General features: G+C 30.2%; 23 protein-coding genes. 12 read left to right on the top strand and 11 right to left on the bottom strand.

What is annotated here, in order from left to right; genetic code table 11:
- Positions 1-6: 6 nt before the first annotated feature.
- Complete coding sequence (locus H0I27_RS00700) at positions 7-336, bottom strand: DUF4286 family protein (protein WP_218732042.1); 330 nt, start codon at positions 334-336, stop codon at positions 7-9.
- Between the two features lie 53 nt (positions 337-389).
- Positions 390-2,183, bottom strand: coding sequence for a tetratricopeptide repeat protein (locus tag H0I27_RS00695; protein WP_218732041.1), 1,794 nt, complete (start codon positions 2,181-2,183; stop codon positions 390-392).
- Positions 2,184-2,308: 125 nt separating this feature from the next.
- Here H0I27_RS00695 and H0I27_RS00690 point away from each other — a divergent pair, with 125 nt between their 5' ends.
- On the top strand, positions 2,309-2,452 hold the full coding sequence (locus tag H0I27_RS00690; RefSeq protein WP_165731424.1) for a hypothetical protein: 144 nt from the start codon (positions 2,309-2,311) through the stop codon (positions 2,450-2,452).
- Positions 2,453-2,618: 166 nt separating this feature from the next.
- Here the strand turns inward: H0I27_RS00690 and serS are convergent, their stop codons facing one another.
- Positions 2,619-3,893, bottom strand: a complete 1,275-nt coding sequence (gene serS / locus H0I27_RS00685; protein WP_218732040.1) for a serine--tRNA ligase — start codon at positions 3,891-3,893, stop codon at positions 2,619-2,621.
- Between the two features lie 560 nt (positions 3,894-4,453).
- Positions 4,454-5,386, bottom strand: a complete 933-nt coding sequence (locus H0I27_RS00680; RefSeq protein ID WP_218732039.1) for a bifunctional riboflavin kinase/FAD synthetase — start codon at positions 5,384-5,386, stop codon at positions 4,454-4,456.
- Between the two features lie 196 nt (positions 5,387-5,582).
- Here H0I27_RS00680 and H0I27_RS00675 point away from each other — a divergent pair, with 196 nt between their 5' ends.
- On the top strand, positions 5,583-8,243 hold the full coding sequence (locus H0I27_RS00675; RefSeq protein WP_218732038.1) for a TonB-dependent receptor: 2,661 nt from the start codon (positions 5,583-5,585) through the stop codon (positions 8,241-8,243).
- A gap of 13 nt (positions 8,244-8,256) precedes the next feature.
- Positions 8,257-9,753, top strand: a complete 1,497-nt coding sequence (locus H0I27_RS00670; protein ID WP_218732037.1) for a G-D-S-L family lipolytic protein — start codon at positions 8,257-8,259, stop codon at positions 9,751-9,753.
- Positions 9,754-9,834: 81 nt separating this feature from the next.
- On the opposite strand, the gene H0I27_RS00665 is transcribed toward H0I27_RS00670, so the two are convergent.
- Entirely contained in the window at positions 9,835-11,049 is a 1,215-nt protein-coding gene (locus H0I27_RS00665) for an aminotransferase class V-fold PLP-dependent enzyme (RefSeq protein ID WP_218732036.1), read from the bottom strand.
- Between the two features lie 99 nt (positions 11,050-11,148).
- On the opposite strand from H0I27_RS00665, the gene H0I27_RS00660 reads away from it, so the two are divergent.
- From H0I27_RS00660 to H0I27_RS00650, 3 genes are read left to right on the top strand one after another with little or no spacing between them, the layout of a single operon-like run.
- Positions 11,149-12,468 (top strand): serine hydrolase, encoded by a 1,320-nt coding sequence (locus H0I27_RS00660; protein ID WP_218732035.1) that lies wholly within the window; start codon positions 11,149-11,151, stop codon positions 12,466-12,468.
- 46 nt (positions 12,469-12,514) lie between these two features.
- Positions 12,515-13,675: an ATP-binding cassette domain-containing protein gene (locus H0I27_RS00655; RefSeq protein ID WP_218732034.1), complete on the top strand. Its 1,161-nt coding sequence runs from the start codon at positions 12,515-12,517 to the stop codon at positions 13,673-13,675.
- Between the two features lie 17 nt (positions 13,676-13,692).
- Positions 13,693-15,342 (top strand): hypothetical protein, encoded by a 1,650-nt coding sequence (locus H0I27_RS00650; protein WP_218732033.1) that lies wholly within the window; start codon positions 13,693-13,695, stop codon positions 15,340-15,342.
- A gap of 74 nt (positions 15,343-15,416) precedes the next feature.
- Here H0I27_RS00650 and H0I27_RS00645 read toward each other — a convergent pair whose 3' ends face one another.
- The 6 genes from H0I27_RS00645 to H0I27_RS00620 all read right to left on the bottom strand — a co-directional run bounded on the left by H0I27_RS00645 (position 15,417) and on the right by H0I27_RS00620 (position 20,125).
- Entirely contained in the window at positions 15,417-15,620 is a 204-nt protein-coding gene (locus tag H0I27_RS00645) for a hypothetical protein (protein WP_218732032.1), read from the bottom strand.
- A gap of 95 nt (positions 15,621-15,715) precedes the next feature.
- On the bottom strand, positions 15,716-17,029 hold the full coding sequence (gene sufD / locus H0I27_RS00640; RefSeq protein ID WP_218732031.1) for a Fe-S cluster assembly protein SufD: 1,314 nt from the start codon (positions 17,027-17,029) through the stop codon (positions 15,716-15,718).
- Positions 17,030-17,076: 47 nt separating this feature from the next.
- Positions 17,077-17,466 (bottom strand): four helix bundle protein, encoded by a 390-nt coding sequence (locus tag H0I27_RS00635; protein WP_218732030.1) that lies wholly within the window; start codon positions 17,464-17,466, stop codon positions 17,077-17,079.
- Positions 17,467-17,502: 36 nt separating this feature from the next.
- Positions 17,503-18,252 (bottom strand): Fe-S cluster assembly ATPase SufC, encoded by a 750-nt coding sequence (sufC, locus tag H0I27_RS00630; protein WP_165731435.1) that lies wholly within the window; start codon positions 18,250-18,252, stop codon positions 17,503-17,505.
- 79 nt (positions 18,253-18,331) lie between these two features.
- Complete coding sequence (gene sufB / locus H0I27_RS00625) at positions 18,332-19,780, bottom strand: Fe-S cluster assembly protein SufB (RefSeq protein ID WP_218732029.1); 1,449 nt, start codon at positions 19,778-19,780, stop codon at positions 18,332-18,334.
- 15 nt (positions 19,781-19,795) lie between these two features.
- The gene (locus H0I27_RS00620; protein WP_165731437.1) at positions 19,796-20,125 is read right to left on the bottom strand and encodes an iron-sulfur cluster assembly accessory protein; all 330 of its coding nucleotides are present in this window, start codon (positions 20,123-20,125) and stop codon (positions 19,796-19,798) included.
- Positions 20,126-20,437: 312 nt separating this feature from the next.
- On the opposite strand from H0I27_RS00620, the gene dinB reads away from it, so the two are divergent.
- The 6 genes from dinB to H0I27_RS00590 all read left to right on the top strand — a co-directional run bounded on the left by dinB (position 20,438) and on the right by H0I27_RS00590 (position 25,962).
- Entirely contained in the window at positions 20,438-21,520 is a 1,083-nt protein-coding gene (dinB, locus tag H0I27_RS00615) for a DNA polymerase IV (protein ID WP_218732028.1), read from the top strand.
- A gap of 282 nt (positions 21,521-21,802) precedes the next feature.
- A complete protein-coding gene (locus H0I27_RS00610; RefSeq protein WP_218732027.1) occupies positions 21,803-22,255 on the top strand; it encodes a GNAT family N-acetyltransferase in 453 nt (150 codons plus the stop codon).
- Positions 22,256-22,282: 27 nt separating this feature from the next.
- Positions 22,283-23,404 (top strand): NAD(P)/FAD-dependent oxidoreductase, encoded by a 1,122-nt coding sequence (locus tag H0I27_RS00605; RefSeq protein ID WP_218732026.1) that lies wholly within the window; start codon positions 22,283-22,285, stop codon positions 23,402-23,404.
- Positions 23,404-24,123 carry a methyltransferase domain-containing protein gene (locus tag H0I27_RS00600; RefSeq protein WP_218732025.1) on the top strand — a complete coding sequence of 240 codons (720 nt, stop codon included), beginning with the start codon at positions 23,404-23,406 and terminating at the stop codon, positions 24,121-24,123. Before H0I27_RS00605 ends, H0I27_RS00600 begins: the two co-directional genes overlap by 1 nt.
- Positions 24,124-24,209: 86 nt before the next feature.
- Positions 24,210-25,262 carry a type III polyketide synthase gene (locus H0I27_RS00595; RefSeq protein ID WP_218732024.1) on the top strand — a complete coding sequence of 351 codons (1,053 nt, stop codon included), beginning with the start codon at positions 24,210-24,212 and terminating at the stop codon, positions 25,260-25,262.
- Positions 25,263-25,290: 28 nt separating this feature from the next.
- Positions 25,291-25,962: a hypothetical protein gene (locus H0I27_RS00590; protein ID WP_218732023.1), complete on the top strand. Its 672-nt coding sequence runs from the start codon at positions 25,291-25,293 to the stop codon at positions 25,960-25,962.
- Position 25,963: the final 1 nt, after the last annotated feature.

Here is a 25,963-nt window from a genome sequence, read left to right as displayed (position 1 = left end):
TAATTATTAGTTGATCACATTTGTAGGATAAAATTCTTTTATCAATTTTAATTCTGTTCTAAAAGCTAACATTTTATCTCCAAATTTTTGAAGACTTTTCTGTTGCAATGTTTCTGCCTCGTGTTTATAATAATCGTCTAAATCTTCTCTAGTATTTGCTGTATATTGTATAGAATAAGTTCTACCACCCATTTCTTCTTCTACCAAAACTTCAGTTAGTTTTGCTGCAGTAAATCTACCCGTATTTAAGACTTTTAAAATATGAGTTTCCATAAATGTAAGCCATTCTTTATGAACGGTTTCATCTATATTTATAGTTACGTTGTATATGTACATTATGCTTAGTAATTGTAATTTTGTATAAATGTTTTATTGAAAAAATTAGAGTGTTATATTTTATCTCCTCTTAATTTTCGATATTTTTTTCTAGCATCTACTAGATAAATACTAGAAGAATAGTCAAAAATAATCTTTTGATAGTATTCTGAAGCTTTTTCTGGATTGTTTAATTGATTATTATACAATTCTGCCATTTCATAATACACATCATCTGCATAAATACCTTGATTATCGGCTGCAATAATTTTTGAAAAACTTACAATAGCGTCGTCATATTTTTTTTGTTTGATGAACAACTTTGCTTCAAAAAATAAAACATCATCGTATATAACTTCTCCAAGATTTAATCCGTTTTCAAAAACGATTTTAGGGGTAAATAAACTGTGTAATTCCGTTAATGCTTCCTCATTTTTATTTTGATAAGAGAGCAGTTCTGCTTTTGCCAATTGTTTTAATCCAGACGGAATAGAGTCTACCGGTTCATTATCTGTAATTTTTAAAAACAACTCTAGAGCATCATTCGCAATTAATTGTGTTGTAGAGCCTTTTAATACTTTTAACTGTGCTTTTGCCCATGTAAAATCTGCTTTATAATAACTTGTTTGCGCTACTTTAAAACGGGCTTGTTGTGCTAATTCGTGGTTTTTAAGTTGTGTTTGAATTTGAGAAAAATAGATTAATGCTTTGTTGTAATTTCCTGTAAAGACCAAAATATCCCCTAATTTTAATTTTATTCTTGCTTTGTCGAATCGAGAACGAGAATAGTTTAAGGCTTCTTCTAAAACAGTTTTAGCCTCGTTTGGTTGGTCTTTTTTAAAAGTTAAAAAATCAGCATATTCCACTTGTAATTTTATGGTATATGAATTTTTACCATACTGAGTAAAAAGAGATAGAAACATTTTTTCTACTTCAGGATTATCTGTTGCAACAGCTATTTTAGCGAGGTAAAAAGACGCATCAATTTTTTCTATTTGTAAAGTTTTTTGTTGGGTAATAAAATAAAAACATTCTTTAGCTGTAATATAATCTTTGTTTTCAAAAGCTATTTTTCCTAAATCAAAAATAGAATTTAAATCAGCAGGGTTTCTTTTGTACAAAGCTTTTTCTTGCGTAAGGGCTTTATTATAATCTTTCTGTTGTGTAAAAAGCCAACTTAATAATAGATTCCAAACATCTTTTGGATTGCTTGCAGATTTTTTTAAAAGTGTTTTTCTAAATAAAATATTAGCTTCGTTTTCTGCGTCATCTGTAATATAACTACTCGTATATCTTTTTACTAAATCGTAATTTTCAATGTTTTTATCAACTAGATTAAAGTAAGCTTCAAACATTTTCTTTAAGTCACCTTTTTCTCCATAAATTTGAGCAATTCTAAAGTTATAATCTGCTTTTTTATTTTTAGCCATTGTTTTTTCATACGCTAAAATTGCATGATTTAAAAGATTGTAATCTTTAAAAAGCCTACCAATAAACCCGCCATAAAAACTATTAGTATCAATAGAGTTTAAAGCAATAGCGTAATTTTTTTCTGCCAACTCTTGTAATTCTTGTCTTTGGTAGTTATATCCTAAATGCACATAAAAAAAAGCTTGTTTAGGGTCTTTGTCAAGTGCGGTTTTTAATAGTTTTTCTACTTCATTAAATTTATTGGTTTCTTGATAACAAGAAATCAATCTACTTAAATAAGTGGTATTAAAAAGGTTCTTAGCATATAAGTTTTTAAAGATTTGAGTCGCTTTTTCATATTGGCCTTCTCTATAGTAATCTTCCGCCAAATAATAATCACTTTGAGAAAAGCTAACGCTAGTTATAGTAATAAAAATAAGTAAAAACAGTTGTTTCATCAATTTCAAAGATAAGTAAGAAATATGTTAAATTTTTATTAAAGACGTCTATTATAAGGTGTTCTTTGTAATAATTTGGCACGAAACTTGTCTAAAGAGAATATAACCAATCAAATTTTAAGAAGATGAATACATTTAAAAAACAATACGAAACAGCAAAAAACAATTCTATAGAGTTTATGAAAAACGGACAAATTAGTGCGTATTTAAACTCACTTTTAGAAATGAATAAATACAAAAGATTAATGGTTGCTGTAGTTGCAAACTAGTCTACCGTTTTTCAGTTTTCAGTACTCAGTCAAATATTGACTGAATACTGAAAACTAAAATTAGTTTAGAATTAGTAGTTGCAGTAAACAGTACTCAATTGTATAAAAAAATATTATACAAACAAGCTAACTGCTTACTGCCAACTGAATACTGCTTACTAATTTATTAATCTATAATATCGAACCCACAATAAGGTACTAAAGCATCTGGTATTTTAATTCCGTCTGCTGTTTGATAGTTTTCTAAAATACCCGCTAAAACACGAGGTAAAGCCAAAGAACTACCATTTAAGGTGTGTGCCAATTCGCTTTTACCTTCTTTATTTTTAAAACGTAGTTTTAATCTATTTGCCTGAAAAGCCTCAAAGTTAGATGCAGAACTAATTTCTAACCAACGGTCTTGTGCTGTAGAAAATACTTCAAAATCGAATGTTAGGGCAGCCGTAAAACCGGTATCTCCACCACACAAGCGTAATATTCTATAAGGTAATTTTAACTCTCTTAAAATATCTTTAATATGTTCTACCATACCATTTAAGGCTTGGTAAGAATTATCTGGATGCTCAATACGTACAATCTCTACTTTATCAAACTGATGCAATCTGTTTAAACCTCTTACATGCGCACCATAACTTCCAGCTTCACGTCTAAAACAAGGCGTATAACCCGTTACTGTAATAGGAAATTCAGCTTCTTGCATTAAATTACCACGAAACATATTGGTAATAGGAATTTCTGCAGTAGGAATTAAATATAAATCATCTACTGTAGAATGATACATTTGTCCGTCTTTATCTGGCAATTGCCCCGTTGCAGTTGCAGATTCTGTATTTACCAAATGTGGCACTTGTACTTCTGTATAACCTGCTTTCGTATTTTTATCTAAAAAATAGTTGATTAAAGCACGTTGTAATCTTGCACCTTTTCCTTTATAAACCGGAAAACCGGCACCTGTAATTTTATTACCTAATTCGAAATCTATAATATCATATTTCTTAGCCAACTCCCAATGAGGTAAAGCATTTTCTCCTAAATCCGGAATGGTTCCTTCACTAAAAATGTTCTCATTATCTTCTTCAGATGTTCCTGCTTTTACAGAAGCATGCGGAATATTCGGAATTTGGTATAATAACGTTTGCAACTCTTCTGCAAAAGCATTAAAATTTTCACCAAGCTCTTTAGATCTCTCTTTTAACTGAACTGTTTTTTCCTTTAAAAGATTTGCTTTTTGTACTTCCCCAGATTTAAAAAAACTACCAATTTCTTTAGATAATTTATTAGATTCTGCCAAAGTATTATCTAATTCAACCTGAGTAGATCTTCTATTCTCATCAGCAGTTAAAACTTGTTCAATAATCGTTGCTGCATTAGCAAAATTACGTTTAGCTAAACCCGCTAAAACCGTTTCTTTGTTGTCTCTAATAAACTGTACTTGTAACATTTTTGTAGAATTTTTGTAAATGCAAAGATATAATTTGTGAAATGGTTTTACACTAAATTATAAATAAAAGTATGTTGTAAAATTCTAACCAAATAGACACAAAGAAATCATAGAAAATGGATGTTTTCCAATGTCTTTTGGGCGTTACCACAAGGGGCAGGCTTTCGCACTCGCTTTTTTTGTTAAAAGAACAAAAAAGAGCTCAAACAATTGCGCTATCCTTAACGCGTAGTGAATACTAGAAAAAGAAAAGTCTTTAATAAGAATGTTACTTCGAAGTATTTAAAAGCACCATAATAATGAAAACATAAAAGTAAACACCCAACTTGTCATTTCGACGCAAGGAGAAATCCCATAACAAAGAAAACACATTGTAGAGCAACTTTATGCAATTTCTCCCAAAAGGTTGAAAAGACATACTGATTAGAAATAAGACTATTCGCTAAAAAAAACACAACAAATGTCACTTCGAATGCAATGAGAAGTCACATAACAGTGATAACAAAAGAGATGTAATGTTCCTTAAAAAGGTAGTATTAACATAACCTATGTAAAAAAACTTAAAGCTTGTTTTTAATATAATCCCTTGCAGTTTGTTCATCCTTTTTAATCTGAACAACTAATGCGTCAATAGAACTAAATTTTTCTTCATCACGTAAAAAATAAAGCAATTCTATTGTTAAATATTGGTTGTATAAATTTTGGTTGAAGTCAAAAAAATGAACCTCAATAGTTTGGTAAGTTCCATCTACGGTTGGTCTGCTGCCAATATTCATCATTCCGAAAACAGTTTTATTGTCAATAGTAGATTTTACAACATAAACGCCCGTTTTAGGAATCAGTTTATAAGATTCTTTTACATTAATATTTGCCGTAGGATAGCCAATTTTTCCACCTAATTGTTTTCCGTTTACTACCGTACCACTTAACATAAAATTGTAGCCTAAATAATTGTTGGCAGTTTTTAGGTTTCCGGTTGCCAAAGCACGTCTTACTTTGGTAGAACTTACAGAAACATCATCGATATCTTGTGCCGGAATTTCTTCTACCACAAAATCGTATAAATGGCTATATTCTGTTAATTGAACAATATTTCCTTCTCTATTTTTACCAAAATGATGATCGTAACCAATAATTAATTTCGAAATATTTAATTGATTTACCAAAACCTCACGCACAAATTCTAGCGCTGTCATTCTAGAAAATTCTTTGCTAAAAGGATGAATAATTAAGTAATCTAAACCTGTTTTTTTAAGCAATTCGGCACGTTCTTCAATTGTATTAATCAACTCTATAGTGGCGTCTTTTTGCAAGACCATTCTAGGGTGCGGAAAAAAGGTAAGTAAAACAGATTTTCTATTTGCTTTTTTAGCCTCTAAAACCAGCTTATCAATAATTTTTTGATGCCCAAAATGTACCCCATCAAAAGTACCAATGGTTACATATGTTTTTTCTGAAGTAGAAAAATTAGAAATATTCTGAATTGTATTCAATCAAAAAGATAATTAAGGATAATACAAATGTACAATAACTAAGTGTTTCTGCTAATAGTAAAAAGAGTAGTTTTTTTGAACTTTCTATTTGATAATATAATTACAATTTATTGCTATAATCTTAAAATAACGACCTATTTATTATATTATTCAAAAAATATTGTATTTTGCATTTAACTAACAAATAATTCAAATTATGATAAAAAAATTTATACTTCTTGCGTTTATAGCTTTTAGTAGTGTAGCCATGGTTGGTCAAACCACGGTTACAGGTACTGTTACAGACGCTAAAACAGGAGAAACAATTCCCGGAGCAAATATTAAAATTGCTAGAAAAGCGGTAGGTACAACTACAGATTTTGATGGTCAATTTGTATTTAATGTTTCAGACAATCCTCCCTTTACTTTAGAAATTTCTGTTTTAGGATTTCATTTAGAAAAAGTTGAGATTACAAAAAACAACCAAAAAGTAATCGTTAATTTAATAGAAAATGAAACTTCTTTAGATGAAATTGTAGTTTCTGCATCTAGAACGCCAGAACGTGTTATGGAATCTCCGGTTACCATAGAAAGAATGGATAGTAGAGCTATTAAAAATACTTCTTCCCCTTCTTTTTATGACGGATTAGAAAACTTAAAAGGAGTAGATGTAAATACCAATAGTTTAACTTTTAAATCTGTAAATACACGTGGTTTTGCAACTTTTTCTAATACACGTTTTATGCAATTGGTAGATGGTATGGACAATTCTTCGCCTGCATTAAACTTTGCTTTGGGTAATTTACTTGGGATGTCTGAACTAGACGTAAAAACAGTAGAATTATTACCAGGAGCTTCTTCTGCATTATATGGTGCAAATGCATTTAATGGTATTATGTTTATGACTAGTAAAAGCCCTTTTGAAGATCAAGGAATTAGTGTTTCTTTAAAAGGAGGTGTTACAAGTCAAGAAGCAGCAGGAAATAATGAGTTTTATGATTTTAATATTAGAATGGCGTATGCTTTTTCTAATAAGTTTGCTGCAAAAGCAACATTATCCTATTTAGAAGGAGAAGATTGGCATGCAACAGATTATAGAAATACAGATGGTGATGAATACATATCAGGAGATAGATCAGATCCAAATTATAATGGTGTTAATGTTTATGGAGATGTAGCCTCTAATGATTTTGGGGGAGCTATAGGAAAAGTAAGTAGAACAGGTTATAATGAAAACGATTTGATGGACTATGGCGTTAAAAGCGTAAAGTTTGGTAGTTCATTAAATTATAGACCATTTGGTGATGATCGTTTAGAAGTGATATGGAATACTAAAGTAGGCGTTGGAACTACTCAATACTTAGGTGGTCAAAAATATAGCATTAAAAACTTTTTGTTGGAACAACATAAATTAGAATTTAAAGGGAAAAACTTTTTTGTTCGTGGTTATGTAACAAGTGAAGATGCTGGAGATTCTTACAATACCTTATTTGCAGGTTTAAATATTAATAGGTCTTGGAGTTCAGACCAAAATTGGTTTACAGAATATGCTGGAGCCTATTTAGGAAGCGTACCTGGTGTTACTGCTAGTTCTCATGAAGCTGCAAGAGCATTTGCCGATAGAAATCGTTTTTTACCTGGTTCTGCAGAGTTTAACAATGCTTTTAATGAAGTAACTAGTAATCCTGATTTAATTTCTGGTGCAAAGTTTAGAGATCAAACAAAATTATATCATGCAGATGCAAATTACAATTTTCAAGATGTTATAGATTTTGCAGAAATTCAAGTAGGTGGTTCTTACAGAAGGTATTCTTTAAATTCTTTTGGAAATATATTTACAGATACAGACGGGCCTATTAAGTATGATGAATATGGTGTTTATACACAAGCTCAAAAGAAATTTTTAGAAGAAGATCGTTTAAAGGTAACGGCTTCAATTCGTTATGATAAAGCACAAAATTTTGATGGTAACTTTTCTCCAAGAGTTTCATTTGCATACGCCGGTGGTGAAAATAAAAATCAAAACTTTAGAGCTTCTTTTCAAACAGGATTTAGAAATCCAACAACGCAAGATCAATATATTGGTTTAGACGTTGGTAACGCAATTTTAGTAGGTGGTGTAGAAGATAATATAGACAGATATACTACAACTTTTACAGATGCTGCAGGTGTAAATTATACGTTAACAGGTAGAGATGCTTATGAAAACTCTTATACTGTTGCAAGTGGTGGAACTGTAAAAGCAGAGGTAGACTTTGTTAAACCAGAAAAAGTAACCGCTTTTGAAGTAGGGTATAGGGGGCTTATTCCAGTTAATGAAAGTAACCTTACTGTAGATTTAAGTTTGTATTATAATCAATATGAGGATTTTATAGCCAATAAAAATGTAATTGTACCTTACAATGCTGCCGGCGGATTTAAGGTTTTTCAATTGTATACTAATTCTGATGCAGATATTAATTCTTATGGTGCAACCATTGGTTTAAACACCAAAATTTTAAAAGGTTTTAACCTTGGTCTTAATTATACTTATGCAAAATTTGATTTTGATCAAGCTTCAGATCCAGATTTTGAAGCTGGTTTTAATACACCAGAACATAAAGTAAAATTACAATTTGGTAAAACAGACTTATTTAAAAACTTTGGTTTTAATGTTAATGCAAGATGGCAAGATGAATATAGATGGGAATCTTCTTTCTTAGATGGTACAATGAAAGCGAGAACCGTTTTAGATGCTCAAGTTAATTATAGTGTTCCTTCAATGAAATCTGTATTTAAATTAGGTGGAGCAAATTTAACAGGTCAAGAATATTTAGGTGCTACCGGTGTAGGAGCAATAGGTTCTCAATACTATATTTCTTGGACAATTAATAACTAAAATAAAATACTTTATGAAAAATTATAAATATATAGGATTATTTCTTTTGGCTTTCAGCATTACATCTTGTGATGTAAACAATGAGTTAGATGAAATAGTAGATCCAGTAAAACCGCTTGTAACGTTAAATAAAAATGGATTAGATTTTTCTACATACATTTCTATAGGAGCTTCTTTTACCGCAGGATATACCGATGGAGCATTGTTTAAAGCGGGGCAAGAAAATTCTTTTCCAAACATTCTAGCAGAAAAATTTGGAACCTCATTTAAACAACCTTTAATGAATGATAATATTGGAGGTTTGGTTTTTAACGGAACAGCAGTTCAACCGCCAAGATTTTATTTTGATGGAGCTGGTCCAACAAGGTTAAGTGTTTTACCTACAACATCTTTAACAGCTAAAGTATCTGGTCCTTTTAATAATTTTGGAGTGCCTGGTGCTAAAAGTTTTCATTTAGGTGTTGCTGGTTATGGAACATTAAACCCATATTTTGGTAGAATGGAATCTAGTTCTTCTGCTACAGTTATAGGAGATGCATTAGCCCAAGCACCAACGTTTTTTACATTATCAGAAATTGGAGGAAATGATGTTTTAGGTTATGCACTTTCTGGAGGTTCTGGAGTAGACCAAACAGGAAATTATGATCCTTCTACTTATGGAGAAACAGATATTACAGATCCAACTGTTTTTGCAAATGTGTTAAATGGTATGGTAACAGCACTTACATCAAATGGAGCAAAAGGAGTGGTTGCAAATGTACCTTATATTACAGATTTAGCTAATTTTAGTACAGTACCTTATAACCCTCTTCCTTTAGATGCAGCAACAGCAGAAGTTGTAAATGCTGGTTATGCGCCTTATAATGGCGGTTTACAAGCAGCTGCGGCAGCTTTAGCCGGAACTGGCTTATTAACAGATGATGAGGTAGCTAAAAGAACAATTAGTTTTTCGGCTGGTCAAAATGCAGTAGTAATTATAGATGAAGATTTAACAGATTTAGGAGCTATAAACCCAGCTTTTGCAGAAATTCCAAAATATAGACAAGCAACTGCAGATGATTTATTATTATTAGCAAGTTCTGCTATTATTGGCACTACAGTTAATGGAAATGCATCGTTAATTAACGGAGTATCTGTTCCTTTAGCAGATAATTGGGTTTTAACACCACAGGAGCAAGCAGCAATAAAAACGGCTTCAGATGCTTATAATACAACAATTGAAACAATAACAAGTACAAATGAAAATGTTGCATTGGTAGATTTTAAAGGTCTTTTACAAGAAGCTTCTGAAGGGATTCTTTTTGATAAGTATAGGTTAAATACAAGTCTAGTTACTGGTGGTTTAATAAGTTTAGATGGTGTACATTTAACAGGAAGAGGTTATGCTTTAATGGCTAATGAAATTTTAGAGTCTATAGATGCAGAATTTGGTTCTAATTTTACTTTAGCAACAGATGGTTTGGCTAAAGCAGATGATTATCCTACAAATTATTCACCTACTTTAAAGTAAGAAAATAATTACAATAACATAAAAGAGGCTATCTAAAAATATATTTTTAGATAGCCTCTTTTATGTTATTGAACAATCTTTTTAAGATAACATCATTACAGCTCTTTTAACTCCGCTAACGAAAACATCAATCTCTTCTTTTGTGTTATAGAATGAGAAAGAAGCTCTAATAGTTCCGGGTATTTTATAGAAGTCCATAATTGGTTGTGCACAATGATGACCCGTTCTTACAGCAATTCCTAATTTATCTAATATAGAACCAATATCATACGGATGAATATCGTTTATATTAAAAGAAATTACAGCTGTTTTGTCTTTTGTAGTTCCGAAAATTTTTAGGCCTTCAATTTTTAAAAGTTCTTGTGTTCCGTACTCTAAAAGCTCATGTTCGTATTCAGCGATAGCATCAAAACCAATAGCATTTAGATAATCTATAGCTGCTCCAAAAGCAATTCCTCCACAAATATTTGGGGTTCCTGCTTCAAATTTATGAGGCAAGCCTGCATACGTAGTTTTCTCAAAAGTTACGGTAGCAATCATTTCTCCACCACCTTGGTAAGGAGGTAGTTTTTCTAACCATTCTTGTTTTCCGTATAACATTCCAACACCTGTTGGACCACATAATTTGTGAGCAGAAGCCACATAAAAATCAACATTTAATGCCTGTACATCTGGTTTTATGTGGGGTGTAGCCTGAGCTCCATCAATTAAAACAGCAGCATTTACCTTATGTGCAGCGTTAATAATTTCTTCAATTGGGTTTATAGTTCCCAATGCATTAGAAACGTGGTTACAGAAAACTAATTTTGTTTTATCATTCAATAAATTATGATATGCCTCCATGTTTAAAGAACCATCCTCTATCATTGGAATGACTTTTAAAATAGCTCCTGTTTTTTCGCATAACATTTGCCAAGGCACAATATTAGAATGGTGTTCTAAAGCAGAAACAATAATTTCGTCGCCTGTGTTTAAAAGTGATGCAAAACCAGCAGCAACTCTATTAATACTGTCTGTTGTACCAGCAGTTAGAATAATCTCATACGCTTCTTTTGCATTAAAATGATGCTGAATTTTAATACGCGCTTGTTCATATTTATCTGTCGCTTCCTGACTTAAAGTATGTACTCCTCTGTGAATATTAGCGTTGTAGTTACTGTAATAATCTACAATTGCATCAATAACAACTTGTGGTGTTTGAGAAGTAGCAGCATTATCAAAATAGACTAAAGGTTTTCCGTGAACGGTTCTTTTTAGAATTGGAAAATCTGCTCTAATTTTATCAACATTTATCATACAAAATCAATTTAAAACACAAAGATAACCGATGAAGTTTGAAACTTGTAATAAAGACAATATGAATTTCTTATTTTTACATAACTAAACTCTTTTCTGATGAAAATTTTTAAACGGATTCTACTTTTGATATTGATTGCTATAGTTGGTGTTGTTATTTACAACTATCCAAAATTGAATCTCTTGGCTGGTTATTCGGCTAAAAACATGGCTTCATCTGTTTTTGTTGCGGAGAGAACTCTAGAGTTTACAGACACTACAGACAATAATTTTTCTCCAGTTAATTTGGCTTCTGATGCAATTGATTTAGAAAATAAAAATGCAACGTCTTCTGCTTTTGGCTTGTTAAGCAGAAAAGCTATTTATAGAGAAGGTTTAGGAGCTGTTTTAACCTTAGAAGAAAGCGATGAAACTGCAGATTATTTAGTTCCTAAAAGATTAGAAGCAGATAATAATACACCTTACCCTTATGGAAACGCCCCACAAATAGATACTATTTTTGCAAATTTAGATTATGATAAAATTGATGAATCTGTAGATTTATTATTTGATCCTACCAATAAAACAAGAGCTGTTTTGGTTGTTTATAAAGATCAAATTGTTTCAGAAAAATATGCAGACGGATTTCATAAAGAGTCAAAATTTTTAGGCTGGTCTATGACAAAGAGTTTGTTAAGTACTGTATTTGGTATTATGGAAAATCAAGGTGGAATTAATGTGTTTGGCAAAGCTCCAATTGATTCTTGGCAAAATGATGAACGTAAAAAGATTACCATCAATAATTTATTACAAATGAATTCTGGTTTAGAATGGGATGAGAATTATGGGGAAATTTCTGATGCGACTAAAATGTTGTTTCTAGAAAGAGATATGACCAAGATGCAAGAAAATAAGCCTTTGGTTGGTACCCCAAACGAAAGTTGGAATTACTCTTCTGGAACCTCTAATCTATTATCAGGTATTTTAAGAACTTACTTTAAAACGCATCAAGAATATTTAGACTTTTGGTATATCAACTTTATTGATAAAATAGGGATGAACTCTATGGTCTTAGAAGCCGATTTGAGCGGAAATTACGTAGGTTCTTCTTATTCTTGGGCAACTGCAAGAGATTGGTCTAAATTTGGTCTTTTATACCTTAAAAACGGAAATTGGAATGAAGAAGAGCTGTTTACTAAAGATTGGGTTAACTATATAACAACACCAACGCCTGGTTCTAACGGAACTTATGGTGCGCAGTTTTGGCTAAATGCAGAAAATGATTTTAAGGACGTGCCTAAAAACATGTATTATGCAGATGGTTTTCAAGGACAAAGAGTGTATGTTTTACCAGATCAAGAAATGGTAATTGTCCGTTTTGGTTTAAAGAATTTTGATGAAAATACTTTTTTAAAGGGTGTGATTGAGTCAATTAAATAAATTTTATTATTTCTAAATTAGAAAAATTGCTAGAATTCAGAGAAATATGATACAAACACAAGAGGAATTAATAGAGAATGCACTTTTATATTTTAAGAGAGGCGATTTTTCTTTAGGTTATAGAACGCTTTTAGATGCTTCTTTAAACACAGATTCTACAGAAATATTTATCAAAGTATTAGACTTTGTAGAAAAATATGAAAATGAAAGTAGTGATGATAAATCGTCATTACTTTTGTTGTTTACAGAATGCTGTAATCAACTAAAAAAGATAAAAATTGAATTTAAAAACTTAGTTGGTACAACAATTTTAAAGGCAGATAACATTACCAAAGATTATAACAAAGGTCGTTTTGTTTTAGGACCTGTAAATATCGAATTGAAAAAAGGAGATATTTTTGGTTTGGTTGGTGAAAATGGAAATGGAAAAACAACGCTATTAACGGTGTTGGCTTCTTTAAATAAAGTATCTGCAGGTAGTTTAGAGTATTCTTTTTCATCAAAAAATAAAGACGCTTACGATGTGTTGTCTAAATTGGTTTACATACCGCAGAGAACGGCTGTTTGGTATGGTAAAGTTTTAGATAATTTAAAATTTACGTTGGTACATTATGGTGTAAAAGGTAAAAAAAATGATTTACTAGTTTTAATGATGGTTGCCCGGTTTGGTCTTTGGAAATACAAAGATTTAAAATGGAGCGAACTTTCTTCTGGATATAAAATGCGTTTTGAGTTGGCAAGAACAATGTTACGCAAGCCAGAAATTATTTTATTAGATGAGCCGTTGGCAAACTTAGATATTTTGGCACAACAAATTATCTTAGAAGATTTAAAGATGATGTCTAAATCTCCTGTAAACCCAATTGCAATGGTGTTTTCTTCTCAGCAATTATATGAGGTAGAAAAAATTTCTGATGAGGTTATTTATTTAAGAAATGGTAAACCTTCTAATGAGTTAAATATTGCAGAAAAAACAGCAAAGCAATTAATTATAGAATTAGATGCAACCAACTCTAGAGAAGAATTAGAAACTGTTTTTAAAGAACTGAATTTAGAAAAGCTAGAGTTTAATGGAGGTGTTTATATCTTGTACTTTAAGGATGAAATTACATTTAATAATGTGCTAAATACGATTGCAAGTCATCAATTAAATGTAACGTATATTAGAGATATTTCTAAATCTACCAGACGCTTTTTTGTGTATTAATCATCTAAACAATAATAATGAATTTCATCAATAAAATAAATAAATATCTTTTAGAGCATTATCCATTAATTTGGAATACTCGTTTAGTTTGGATGCTTGGAGTAAATATAATTGTTCATTTACTTTTCTTTTTAATAGGCTTTTCTTCCGTTAATGATTTAGCAGACTTAAAAGAACATTATAAGTTAGATGATTTCTTCTTTTTTACATCTAACGTGTATTACAACGTGTTGATTTCTATTTTTCTATTATTAATTTGGATTATTTTTTATCTAAGAAACAATGCTTTTAAAAATTTGTATTCTGTAAAAAAGGGAATGGTTTTTCAGCAATTTTGTATTGTATTTCTCATCATTCTAATAAGTACAACACAATTTTATTCTTTTAAAACAGGTTTAAAAATTAAAACAAGATCTCTTTATAATTGGCAAGAATTAGATAAAGATATTAAGACTTTTAATAAGTTTAGTTTGTTTTTAATGCAAGAACAAGATGAGTATGAAATAGATAAAAAAGAATATCCGGCACCTTTTCCTTTAAATGTTGCAGTAGGTTATGATCAGAATTTAACAGATAATATTGATACTACTCAAGTTTTTTTTAAAAGGGATGGTCATTTTTTACAGTTTTATAAGTTCAATAATAATTCTGATTTAGAAACTAATAACTCTTACAAAGCTAGATCTACGATTGCTTTTGATAATTTTGAAGATAGAACTATAATTGATATAAGTGAGTTTAAAGAGTTTTTAAATCCGTCTTTATTCAATTATTCAAAAGAGAAATTTAATTATGGTCAAGACTCTTTAGACTATAAAAATCAGCTTAATTTCTATCAAGAAATATTAAATAATAAAGATGATGTTAAAATAAAAGAAGGATTAAATGAGGTGCTTTCCATCTCAAAAAAATATGAAATAAAACATAACTTAACAGTCGACAATTGGTTTGAATTAATCGATAATAAACCAAGTTACCTTTTAACGGAATTGATACATACGAGCAACCCAAAAGAAGAATATTATGGAAGAACAGGTTATGGAGTAAACAATTTATCTTCGGGTAAAGATATCCCTTACTCTAAGAGTTTATACTTCGATTTTAATGATACTGATAATTTCTTTAAGAACGTATATGAATCTTATTTTTCTGGTTTTAATATTGTCTTTTTGTATTTTATAATTGCCTTTTCTTTTTGTTTAAGCATTCTTATTTTAATATTTAAAACAACAAGCATTAAAACAATATTGTTAAGTTTTGTAGCAAGTTTGGTTGTTTTGGTATTAATAGTTTGGTTAATGTCTTCTTCTAGTAATTTGTTTGGGTATAGTAAATACAACGAGTACTTTATAATGTTGTTTATCTCTTTTTTAATTATCGTTTTTTCAATTTTTTCTTATATTTTAAATTGGAAAAAAACGATAATATCTATCTTTTGGTCGTTAGTTTTATTTGCAGTACCAACCTTCTTTTTGTTTGCTGCTTTTAGTTATTCTAGATTTTTAAAAGATGTTTATTTAGAGTTAAACCCTCAAAATTATAATTATAAAAGTAATTTTGAAACGTGGTTTCAGAATTATGGTTTTTGGGTAATACTGTTGGTTAGTGTAATTACAATCTATGTGTATTCTTTATTTATCAGAAAATTAAAAGCAAGACCAGAGTAAACTATTTTATGATAAAACAGAATAAAACCACTTATTTCTAAGTGGTTTTATAACACAATTTAATGGTTGGTTTATTAACTTTTACCTTTTATCAGACTAAGTGCTACAGCAGCAATACCTAATGCGATAGTGATATAAGAATTGGTGTTGTCTTGAGATTCTATCAAATCTAAATCACCTATTGAGACTTCTGTTTCTGGCTGAATCATAGTGTAAGTTCCATAAACAAGTAATACAACTCCTGCTATTAATAATACTGTTTTAATTGTTTTATTCATAATCTTCAGTTTTTTTATAAAGTTACAAAAAATATAAATAAAAAAAACCACGCAATTTGCGTGGTTTTTTTTTATATAAAAAGTGGTTTTAAGATTTACAAATCGAAACCAATATTTACGTTTAGTTTTTCTGCAATTAATTTGGTAATACGTTGTTTTACCTCTGGTATTTTAACGCTTTCTAAAACCGTATTTGCAAAAGCAAACATTAACAATGCTTTACCTTCTTTTTTAGGAATACCACGTTGTTGCATGTAAAATAATGCATCATCATCTAATTGACCAATAGTACAACCGTGAGAACATTTTACATCATCAGCAAAAATTTCTAATTGTGGTTTTGCATTAATCGTTGCTTTATCACTAATTAAAACATTGTTGTTTTGTTGGTATGCATTTGTTTTTTGAGCTTCTTTATTTACAATTACTTTACCGTTAAAAACACCGGTAGAGCGCTCGTCAAAAATACCTTTATAATCTTGGTGAGATTCACAATTTGGTTCTATATGATGTACCAAAGTGTGGTGATCTACATGTTGTTTTCCTTCAATAATTGTAATTCCTTTTAAGATAGAGTCCATATGTTCTCCACGTTGATAGAAATTTAAATTATTTCTGGTGATATTTCCTCCAAAAGAGAATGTATGTACAGAAACAACGCTGTTCGTTTTTTGTTCTATGTAGGTATTATCTACTAGAGAAGCATTTATCTTATCATTCTGAATTTTATAAATGTCTACCGTAGAGTTTTTAGCTGCAAAGACCTCAGTTACAACATTAGACAACACAGCGTTGTCTGTTAAACTTTGGTGACGCTCTATAATTTGAACGTGTGCATTTTCTTCTACAACAATTAAGTTTCTTGGCTGTATCATTGTAGCAGCTTCCGAACCTGTTGTAAAATTAATAATCTGAATAGGCTTTTCTACCTCTACATTTCTAGGAATATAAATGTAAGCTCCTTCATTGGCAAACGCAGTATTTAACGAGGTTAAATTATCTTGTTTTGCAATTTTATTGAAGTAGTTTTCTATAACAGGGCTATATTTAGCTTTTGATATTGCTGAAGAAAGTAAACAAATATCTTTTCCATCATGCGTTACATCAGAAAGGAAAGAACTGTATTTTCCGTCTATAAAAATAATTTTATAGGTGTCAATATCATGAATAAAATACTGTTTTACATCCGCAAATTCAACGTTATTTTCTTTGTTAGGGAAAATACTATAATCTTGTTTTAAAATTGAGTTTAAAGAAGTGTATTTCCATTCTTCCAATTTTTTGGTAGGAAACCCTAATGTTTCAAAATTTTGTAATGCTTTTGTACGTATGTTATGTATTTCTGAATTGATATCTACATCATTTTCAAAAGCAACATAAGATGATACTATTTTATCTTTTAATTCCATTGTTTTATAAGTTTCAGGTTTAAAGTTTCTTTTGTTTCAAGTTGTGACTACTTGAACTTAGTTCCTTTAAAATCTCTTTTATTTAAATAGCTGATAAAATTTGCTATTTTTTTACTCAAATGTTCACACTCAATAATTAAATCGTTTAATTTTTCTTCAGAAATATATTCCGAATCAAAGAGTCTGTAAGATTGTGAACGAACTTCTCCAGCAGAACCTTTTGCAATTGATAAATATTGTCTAAACTCTAAATTTCCATCTCTTTCAAAACCTTCAGCAATGTTATCCATTACTGAACCAGAAGAAGCTTTAATTTGATCTTTAAAACGATAGTCGTTTTTCAAATCAGTATTTTTAGAAATAAAAATAACTTGCTGAGCTAATTTTCTAGCTAGTTGCCATATTTCTAAATCTTCGAATCTTCTTATAGTAGCCAAAACATGAAACTTTAAACAATAGAAACAAGAAACATTTTAAACTAATTCTTGTTTAATCCAGTCGTATCCTTTTGCTTCTAATTCTAAAGCTAAAGAAGCATCTCCACTTTTTACTATCTTACCATCGTGTAAAACGTGTACAAAATCTGGTACGATATAATCTAATAAACGTTGGTAGTGTGTAATTACAATTACAGCGTTGTCTTTAGATTTTAATTTATTTACTCCGTTTGCAACAATACGTAAAGCATCAATATCTAAACCAGAGTCAGTTTCATCTAGAATAGCTAATTTAGGCTCTAACATTGCCATTTGAAAAATTTCGTTACGTTTCTTTTCCCCTCCAGAAAAACCTTCGTTTAAAGAACGAGATAAAAATTTACGGTCTATTTCTAATAATTCAGATTTTTCTCTGATCATTTTTAACATGTCTTTTGCAGGCATGTCTTCTAAACCTTTTGCTTTACGAGTTTCGTTAATAGCAGTTTTAATAAAGTTTGTTACAGAAACTCCAGGAATTTCTACAGGATACTGAAAAGATAGAAACACACCGTTATGTGCTCTTTCTTCTGGTGCTAATTCGCTAATATCTTCTCCATTTAACTCAATTGTACCAGCAGTAACTTCATAATCTTCTTTACCGGCAATAATATTAGCTAAAGTACTTTTACCAGCACCATTAGGTCCCATTATGGCATGTACTTCACCTGCTTTTACTTCTAAATTCAATCCTTTTAAAATTGATTTATTATCAATACTCGCTTGTAAATTTTCTATTTTTAACATCCTTTTTATGCTATTGGCTTTTAGCTTTTGGCTAGAAGCATTATTTTAATAATTATATATTTTATGGTTGGATAATTAATTATCCAACACTTCCTTCTAAACTGATCTCAAGTAATTTCTGAGCTTCTACAGCAAATTCCATAGGTAACTTATTTAGTACCTCTTTACTAAATCCGTTTACAATTAAAGCGATTGCTTTTTCTGTATCTATACCACGTTGGTTACAGTAAAACAATTGTTCTTCACCAATTTTACTTGTAGTTGCTTCGTGTTCTATTTGTGCCGATTTATTCTTAGCCTCTATATAAGGGAACGTGTGTGCTCCACAAGCATTACCCATTAATAAAGAATCACATTGTGAGAAGTTACGGGCGTTTTCTGCTCTTGCTCCAATATGTACCAAACCTCTGTAAGAGTTTTGAGAATTACCTGCAGAAATTCCTTTAGAAATAATGGTAGACTTGGTGTTTTTACCCAAGTGAATCATTTTTGTTCCGGTATCTGCTTGTTGAAAATTATTAGTAACTGCAATAGAATAAAATTCACCTACAGAGTTATTTCCTTTTAAAATACAAGAAGGATATTTCCATGTTACAGCAGAACCAGTTTCTACTTGTGTCCAAGAAATTTTTGCATTGTTCTCGCAAATACCTCTTTTCGTTACAAAATTGTAAACTCCACCTTTTCCTTCTTTATTACCAGGATACCAGTTTTGTACGGTAGAATATTTAATTTCTGCATCATCTAATGCAATTAATTCTACAACAGCTGCGTGTAATTGGTTTTCATCTCTACTTGGTGCAGTACAACCTTCTAAATAAGAAACATAACTACCTTTATCTGCAACAACTAGTGTTCTTTCAAATTGTCCTGTTCCACCTTCATTAATTCTAAAATAGGTAGAAAGTTCCATCGGACATTTTACTCCTTTTGGAATGTAACAAAAAGATCCATCAGAAAAAACTGCAGAATTTAATGCTGCATAAAAGTTGTCTGTTGTTGGTACAACGGTTCCTAAATACTTTTTAACCAATTCTGGGTGTTCCTGAATTGCTTCAGAAATAGGCATAAAAATAATACCCTTTTCACCTAATGTTTTCTTAAAAGTAGTCGCAACAGAAACAGAGTCCATTACAATATCTACAGCTACATTAGCTAATTTTTTTTGCTCATCTAGAGAGATTCCTAAACGCTTAAAAGTGTCTAATAATTCTGGATCTACTTCATCTAAAGAGTTTAACTGTGGTTTCTTTTTTGGCGCAGAATAATAAGCTATGTCCTGAAACTTTGGTTTCTCATAATGTACATTTGCCCATTCTGGTTCTTCCATTTTTTCCCAAACTCTATAAGCTTCTAAACGCCATTCAGTCATCCATTCTGGCTCGTTTTTCTTTTTAGAAATTGCGCGAACAACATCTTCACTTAATCCTATGGGAAATGTGTCACTTTCTATATCTGTATAAAAACCGTATTTATATTCTTGGGTTTTTAATTCTTCTTCTAGCTGCTCCTCTGTGTACTTTGACATCTTTTTCTTAAATTTTTAAAGTGAGAATGATTCTCCACAACCACAAGTTCTATTTGCGTTTGGGTTGTTAAAAACAAATCCTTTTCCGTTTAAACCTCCAGAATATTCTAAGGTTGTTCCTACTAAATATAAAAAGCTTTTTTTATCAACAATGATTTTTACATCATTCTCTATAAAAACTTTATCGTTTTCTTCTTGTTTGTTATCAAAAGTTAAATCGTAAGATAAACCTGAACAACCACCACTTTTTACACCAACGCGTACAAAATCGGTTACTGCATTAAAGCCATCGTCAGTCATTAATTCTATGACTTTCTTCTTTGCTGTGTCTGAAACTTTTATCATAATTTTAAATAGATTAAATCTAAATTGTCTGCAAATATACGATATAAGTCGAAGAAAAATAACAAACTTTCATTAACAAACCCAATTAAACAATTGGTTTTATTGATTGTTCTTTTAAGTGACCATTTTATAGACCACGATATTATTTTAGATTGATCCTATACTTTTACAGATTGTGTGAAAATATTAAATACCCGTTGATGTAAATTAATGTTATAACAGTTTTTATTGTTGATAAAACTCTTTAAAATGAATTATGAATATTATAACAAAATATTGATAGATTGATAACTCATTTTGTATTTTCGAAACATGGAATTGCAACCACCTTTTAGAAAAATAATTCATGTAGATATGGATGCATTTTATGCGTCTGTAGCAGAATTAGACAACCCTGAATTACGAGGAAAGGCAATCGCTGTTGGTGGAGAAGGCAGAAGAGGTGTTATTTCTGCAGCAAGTTATGAAGCTCGTAAATTTGGTGTAAAATCTGCAATGAGCGGCACTTTAGCAAAACAAAAATGTCCGCATTTAATCTTTGTAAATAGCGATTTTCCTCGCTATAAAGAAATATCACAAAAAGTTAGAGACATTTTTTACGAGTATACAGATTTGGTAGAGCCGCTTTCTTTAGATGAAGCTTATTTGGATGTTACGGAAAATAAAAAAGGAAATCCGTCTGCAAATACCATTGCTAGAGAAATTAGAGATCGTATTTTCGAAGAAACAGGTTTAAGAGCATCCGCAGGAATTTCGATAAACAAGTTTATTGCAAAAGTAGCGTCTGATATTAACAAACCAAACGGACAAAAAACAGTGCATCCAGATGAGGTTATTCAATTTTTAGAAGAATTACCTGTCAATAAATTTTACGGAGTTGGTAAAGTTACTGCAGCTAAAATGTATAACTTAGGCATATTTGTTGGGAACGATTTAAAGAAAAAAAAATTAGAAGAACTGATTAAATTTTTCGGGAAATCGGGTGCTCATTATTATAATATTGTTCGCGGAATTCATAATAGTGCAGTAAAACCAAACAGAATTCGGAAATCTGTTGCTGCAGAAAGGACTTTTAGTGAAAACATTTCTTCGGAAATATTTATGATAGAAAAGTTAGAGAAAATTGCAGATGAGTTAGAAAAACGCATGAAAAAAACGGATACAAAAGGAAAAACAATCACTTTAAAAATTAAATATTCAGATTTTACACAACAGACAAGAAGTAAAACTAAAGATTATTTTATGCAAACTAAAAACGAATTTTTTCCTGTAGTAAAAGAGTTGTTGCTTCAAGATAAAATTACCAATTCGGTACGTTTATTAGGTTTGTCTTTTGGTAATTTAAACACCGAAAATAAAGAACCTGTTTGGGTACAATTAAAGTTTGAATTCTGACGCTAAGCGTCTTTTTGTATGCTACAAAATTATGGTAAGTATTACTTAGTAATCTGTTAATTTAAATTATGAAGAGTTCAATTCCCGTAGGCTTGCCTAAAAATGGAAAGGATTAATAATACTTCAAATTGTCATTTCGACGATAGGAGAAATCTCATAACCGTAAAAGCACAAAACTGAAAGAAATACTACGAGGCTTATCATAGAAAGGACTAAATTGTACGTTATTATTTCTGATCGATTTTTTTATCGGGTCTTAGAATGACATAAATAACATTAGAAATGAAAATAGAAATTATTAGAACAAATTCTGAAAACCCAGATTTTATCAATTTGGTAAAACAGTTAGATGCCTACTTAAAACTTATGGATGGAGCAGAACACGATTTTTACAATCAGTTTAATAATATTGATGTTTTAAAGAATGTGGTGGTTGTTTCTGTTGATAAAATAGCAGTTGGCTGCGGAGCAATTAAAAAGTTTGATAATACTTCTTTAGAGGTAAAAAGAATGTTTGTTTCTAAGGATGATAGAGGAAAAGGAGTTGCACAAAAAGTATTACAAGAATTAGAAACTTGGGCAAAAGAATTAGGGTATAAAAAATGTGTATTAGAAACTGGTAAAAGACAAGTAGAAGCTGTTAAATTCTATCAGAAATGTAATTACAAAGTGATTAAAAATTATGGTCAGTATACAAACATGGAAAATAGTATTTGTTTTGAAAAAGCATTGTAAAAGTCAATAAATTAAAATGGAAAACCTATGAACGCAGATGTAATTATTATTGGTGGCGGTTTAGCAGGTTTATGTAATGCAATTCATTTATCAAAATTTGGTAAAAAAGTTTTACTGATTGAAAAAAATGAATATCCGAAACATAAAGTTTGTGGTGAATATATTTCAAATGAAGTATTGCCTTATTTAGAATTTTTAGAGATCAATCCGTTTGATTTTGGTGCGGTAAAAATTAAAAATTTTCAATTATCAACGACCAAAAATAAACTGATTTCAGCAAAATTACCTTTGGGTGGTTTCGGAATTTCTAGGTATCAATTAGATTTTGTATTATCAGAAAAAGCAACAAAAAATGGAGTTACAATACTACAAGATTCAGTAGTAAATATTGATTTTAAAGAGGATGTTTTTTCAGTTGAAACCAAAGAGCATAATAGTTTTCAATCTAAAATTTGTATTGGCGCTTTTGGCAAACGTTCTTTATTAGACGTAAAATTAGAAAGAGATTTCATCAAAAAAAAATCACCTTATTTAGGCGTAAAAATTCATGTAAAAGGAAATTTTAAAGAAGATTTAGTAGCACTTCATAATTTTAAAGGTGGTTATTGCGGTGTTTCTAAAGTGGAAAATGATGCGATTAATTTGTGTTATATCACCAATTACGCGTCTTTTAAAAAGTATAAAAATATTGATGATTTTCAGGAACAAGTCGTTTTTAAAAATCATTTTTTAAAAGAAATATTTAATAATTCTGAAGCTGTTTTTGAGAAACCTTTAACCATTAGTCAGGTTTCTTTTGAAACCAAAAAACCAGTAGAAAACCATATTTTAATGTGTGGCGATTCTGCAGGAATGATTCATCCACTTTGTGGAAACGGAATGAGTATGGCAATTCAGTCTGCACAAATTGCGTCTAAATTGATTCTAAATTACTTAAATGACGAAATCAAGTCAAGAAAAGAGCTTGAAAAGCGATACCTTAGAGAGTGGAATAAAAAATTTAGTTTCCGTTTAAAAGCGGGACATTTTATAGCAATGTTGTTTCGAAAAGATAGAATTGCATCGATTTTATTACAAATTTTAAAGAAACTACCTTTTTTATTACCAATTATAATTAAGCAAACTCATGGTAAACCAATGAAAATTTAATGGACTTTTTTATCAGCACAAAAAATAGAACAGACAAAGAAGAACTGATGGATGATTTTTCTATTGGTGGAGATTTACTGCGAGATACTTTAGATAAGTTAGAAAATATTAATCGATATTTAGGCGGAAATTTAGTTACTTTAAACTCCCTTAAAAAAGTACTAAAAAATCATTCAAAAGAACAAGAGTTAACCATTGTAGATATTGGTTGTGGTCATGGAGATATTTTACGAGATGTGGCAAAATTTGGAAGAAAGAAAGGCTATAAAATGAAATTGTTAGGTATTGATGCAAACCCAACAGCAATAACATATGCCAATGAATTATCTACAGCGTTTCCAGAACTGAGTTTTAAAACGGAAGATATTTTTTCTGATTCTTTTAAAAACAGACAATTCGATGTGGTGTTGGCAACCTTATTTTTACATCATTTTAAAGAAGAACAATTGGTTTCTTTTTTAGGAGACACTTTAAAACAAACAAAAATAGCAATTGTAGTAAACGATTTGCATCGACATAAATTGGCGTATTATCTGTTTATGTTATTGTCTCTTTTTATCAAAAATAAAATGATTATTGAAGATGGATTAACATCCGTATTAAGAGGATTTAAAAGAAAAGATTTAGAAAGAATCTCTCAAAAATTAAATGTAGAGCCACAAGTTTCTTGGAAATGGGCATTCCGTTTTCGATGGATGCTATCAAGTTTAAAGTTTTAGATTTTTAATTTAAACCACAAACAACATCCGGTGAAACCTGTGTCGAAATAAATTAGTGCGAATTCGTGAAATTAGTGTCTAAAAATATGAAAGTAAAAATAACATCGGTTGCAAAACAACTTCCAAAATATTATAGAGAAACCAAAGATATTATTCCGTTTGTAAAATTATGGATGCAAGATCAAGATACTCGTTTTCAAAGAAAAGTTATTAAACTTTTTGAAGGAGCAGGAGTAGATAAAAGGTATTCAATTATGGATCCGGAAGAAGTTTTTATAGCGACTTCTTTTGAAGAAAAAAATAATATTTATACAAGAGAAGTTGTAAAACTAGCAGAACAATCTTTAACAAAATCATTAGAGAAAGCAAATTTAGAACCTACGGATATCGATTATATAATTACGGTAAGTTGTACCGGAATTATGATTCCGTCTATGGATGCTTATTTGATTAATTCTCTGCAAATGAAACAAGATATTGTACGTTTGCCCGTTACAGAAATGGGTTGTGCAGCAGGAGTTTCTGGTATTATTTATGCGAAGAATTTTTTGAAAGCGAATCCGAATAAAAGAGCTGCTGTAATAGCTGTTGAAGCACCAACAGCAACGTTTCAGCTAGAAGATTATTCGATGACAAACATTGTAAGTGCTGCTATTTTTGGTGATGGAGCTTCTGCTGTTATTTTGTCTTCTTATGAAGACGATAAAGGTCCAGAAATTATTGATGAAGCCATGTATCATTTTTACGATGCTACTTCTATGATGGGTTTTAAATTGGTAAATACAGGTTTACAAATGATTTTGGATAAGGAAGTTCCACAGAAAATATCAGATCATTTTCCGGCAATTGTACATCCGTTTTTAGAAAGAAATAATTTAACGATTGATGATATAGATCACTTAATTTTTCATCCGGGAGGAAAAAAAATTGTACAAACTGTAGAAGATTTATTCGGTGTTTTAGGCAAAAATATAGACGATACAAAAGAAGTTTTACGATTATACGGTAATATGTCTAGTGCAACCGTTTTGTATGTTTTAGAACGATTTATGGACCGAAATCCTGCAAAAGGAGAACGTGGTTTAATGTTGAGTTTTGGTCCAGGTTTTTCTGCACAAAGAATTTTGTTGGAGTGGTAATTTCCTGTCAAGAAATCAAACAAATAAAATGAAACTAAGTAAAACTCGAGAAATTGAAGTATTTATAAGGGATGTAATCAATAATGGAAAAACTTGTATTGATTGGGGTAGGTTAGAAAAGGAAAATAAAACATTTTTAACGAAAGTGAAAGAATTATTCAAGTTTGAAAATGATAATTCTTGGAAGTTTTTAACTTCATCTTTAGATGTTATTGGAGATTCGGAATTTGCAATTAATAAATTTTTAGAAAGTAAAAATATTCAGGTTAAGGATGATGGTGAAGCGTATTTAAAGATTTATGGAGTCTTTTCAGCAGTATATATTCAATACAAATCGATAAAAACTATTGCTAAAATAGTAAAGTTAAAAAATGAGAAAAAGTTATATAAAGACTTTGAAAAACTTGATATCATATTTTTGAGACATATAGTTTCAGCCCATCCAATAGATTTTAAAAATAATGAAAGCCTATTAGAATCTTATAAACTTGATAGAAGTTCTGTGAAAAATTTTAATTATTTCACTGTTATTAATGAAACGAATGAATTTAGTGAGTACAACATATTTAATTGTATTGAAAAATTTAATGAATTAACCAATTTTTATTTGAAGTTAGTAGCTGAAAAAATTATAGAGAATAGATACTCTAAAGGTTCTGTCAAAACTAAAAACTTAATAAGTAAATTAAATATGATATAAT

Source organism: Polaribacter sp. HaHaR_3_91, assembly GCF_019278525.1.
Classification (GTDB): domain Bacteria; phylum Bacteroidota; class Bacteroidia; order Flavobacteriales; family Flavobacteriaceae; genus Polaribacter.
This window is presented reverse-complemented; position numbering and strand designations above follow the sequence as displayed.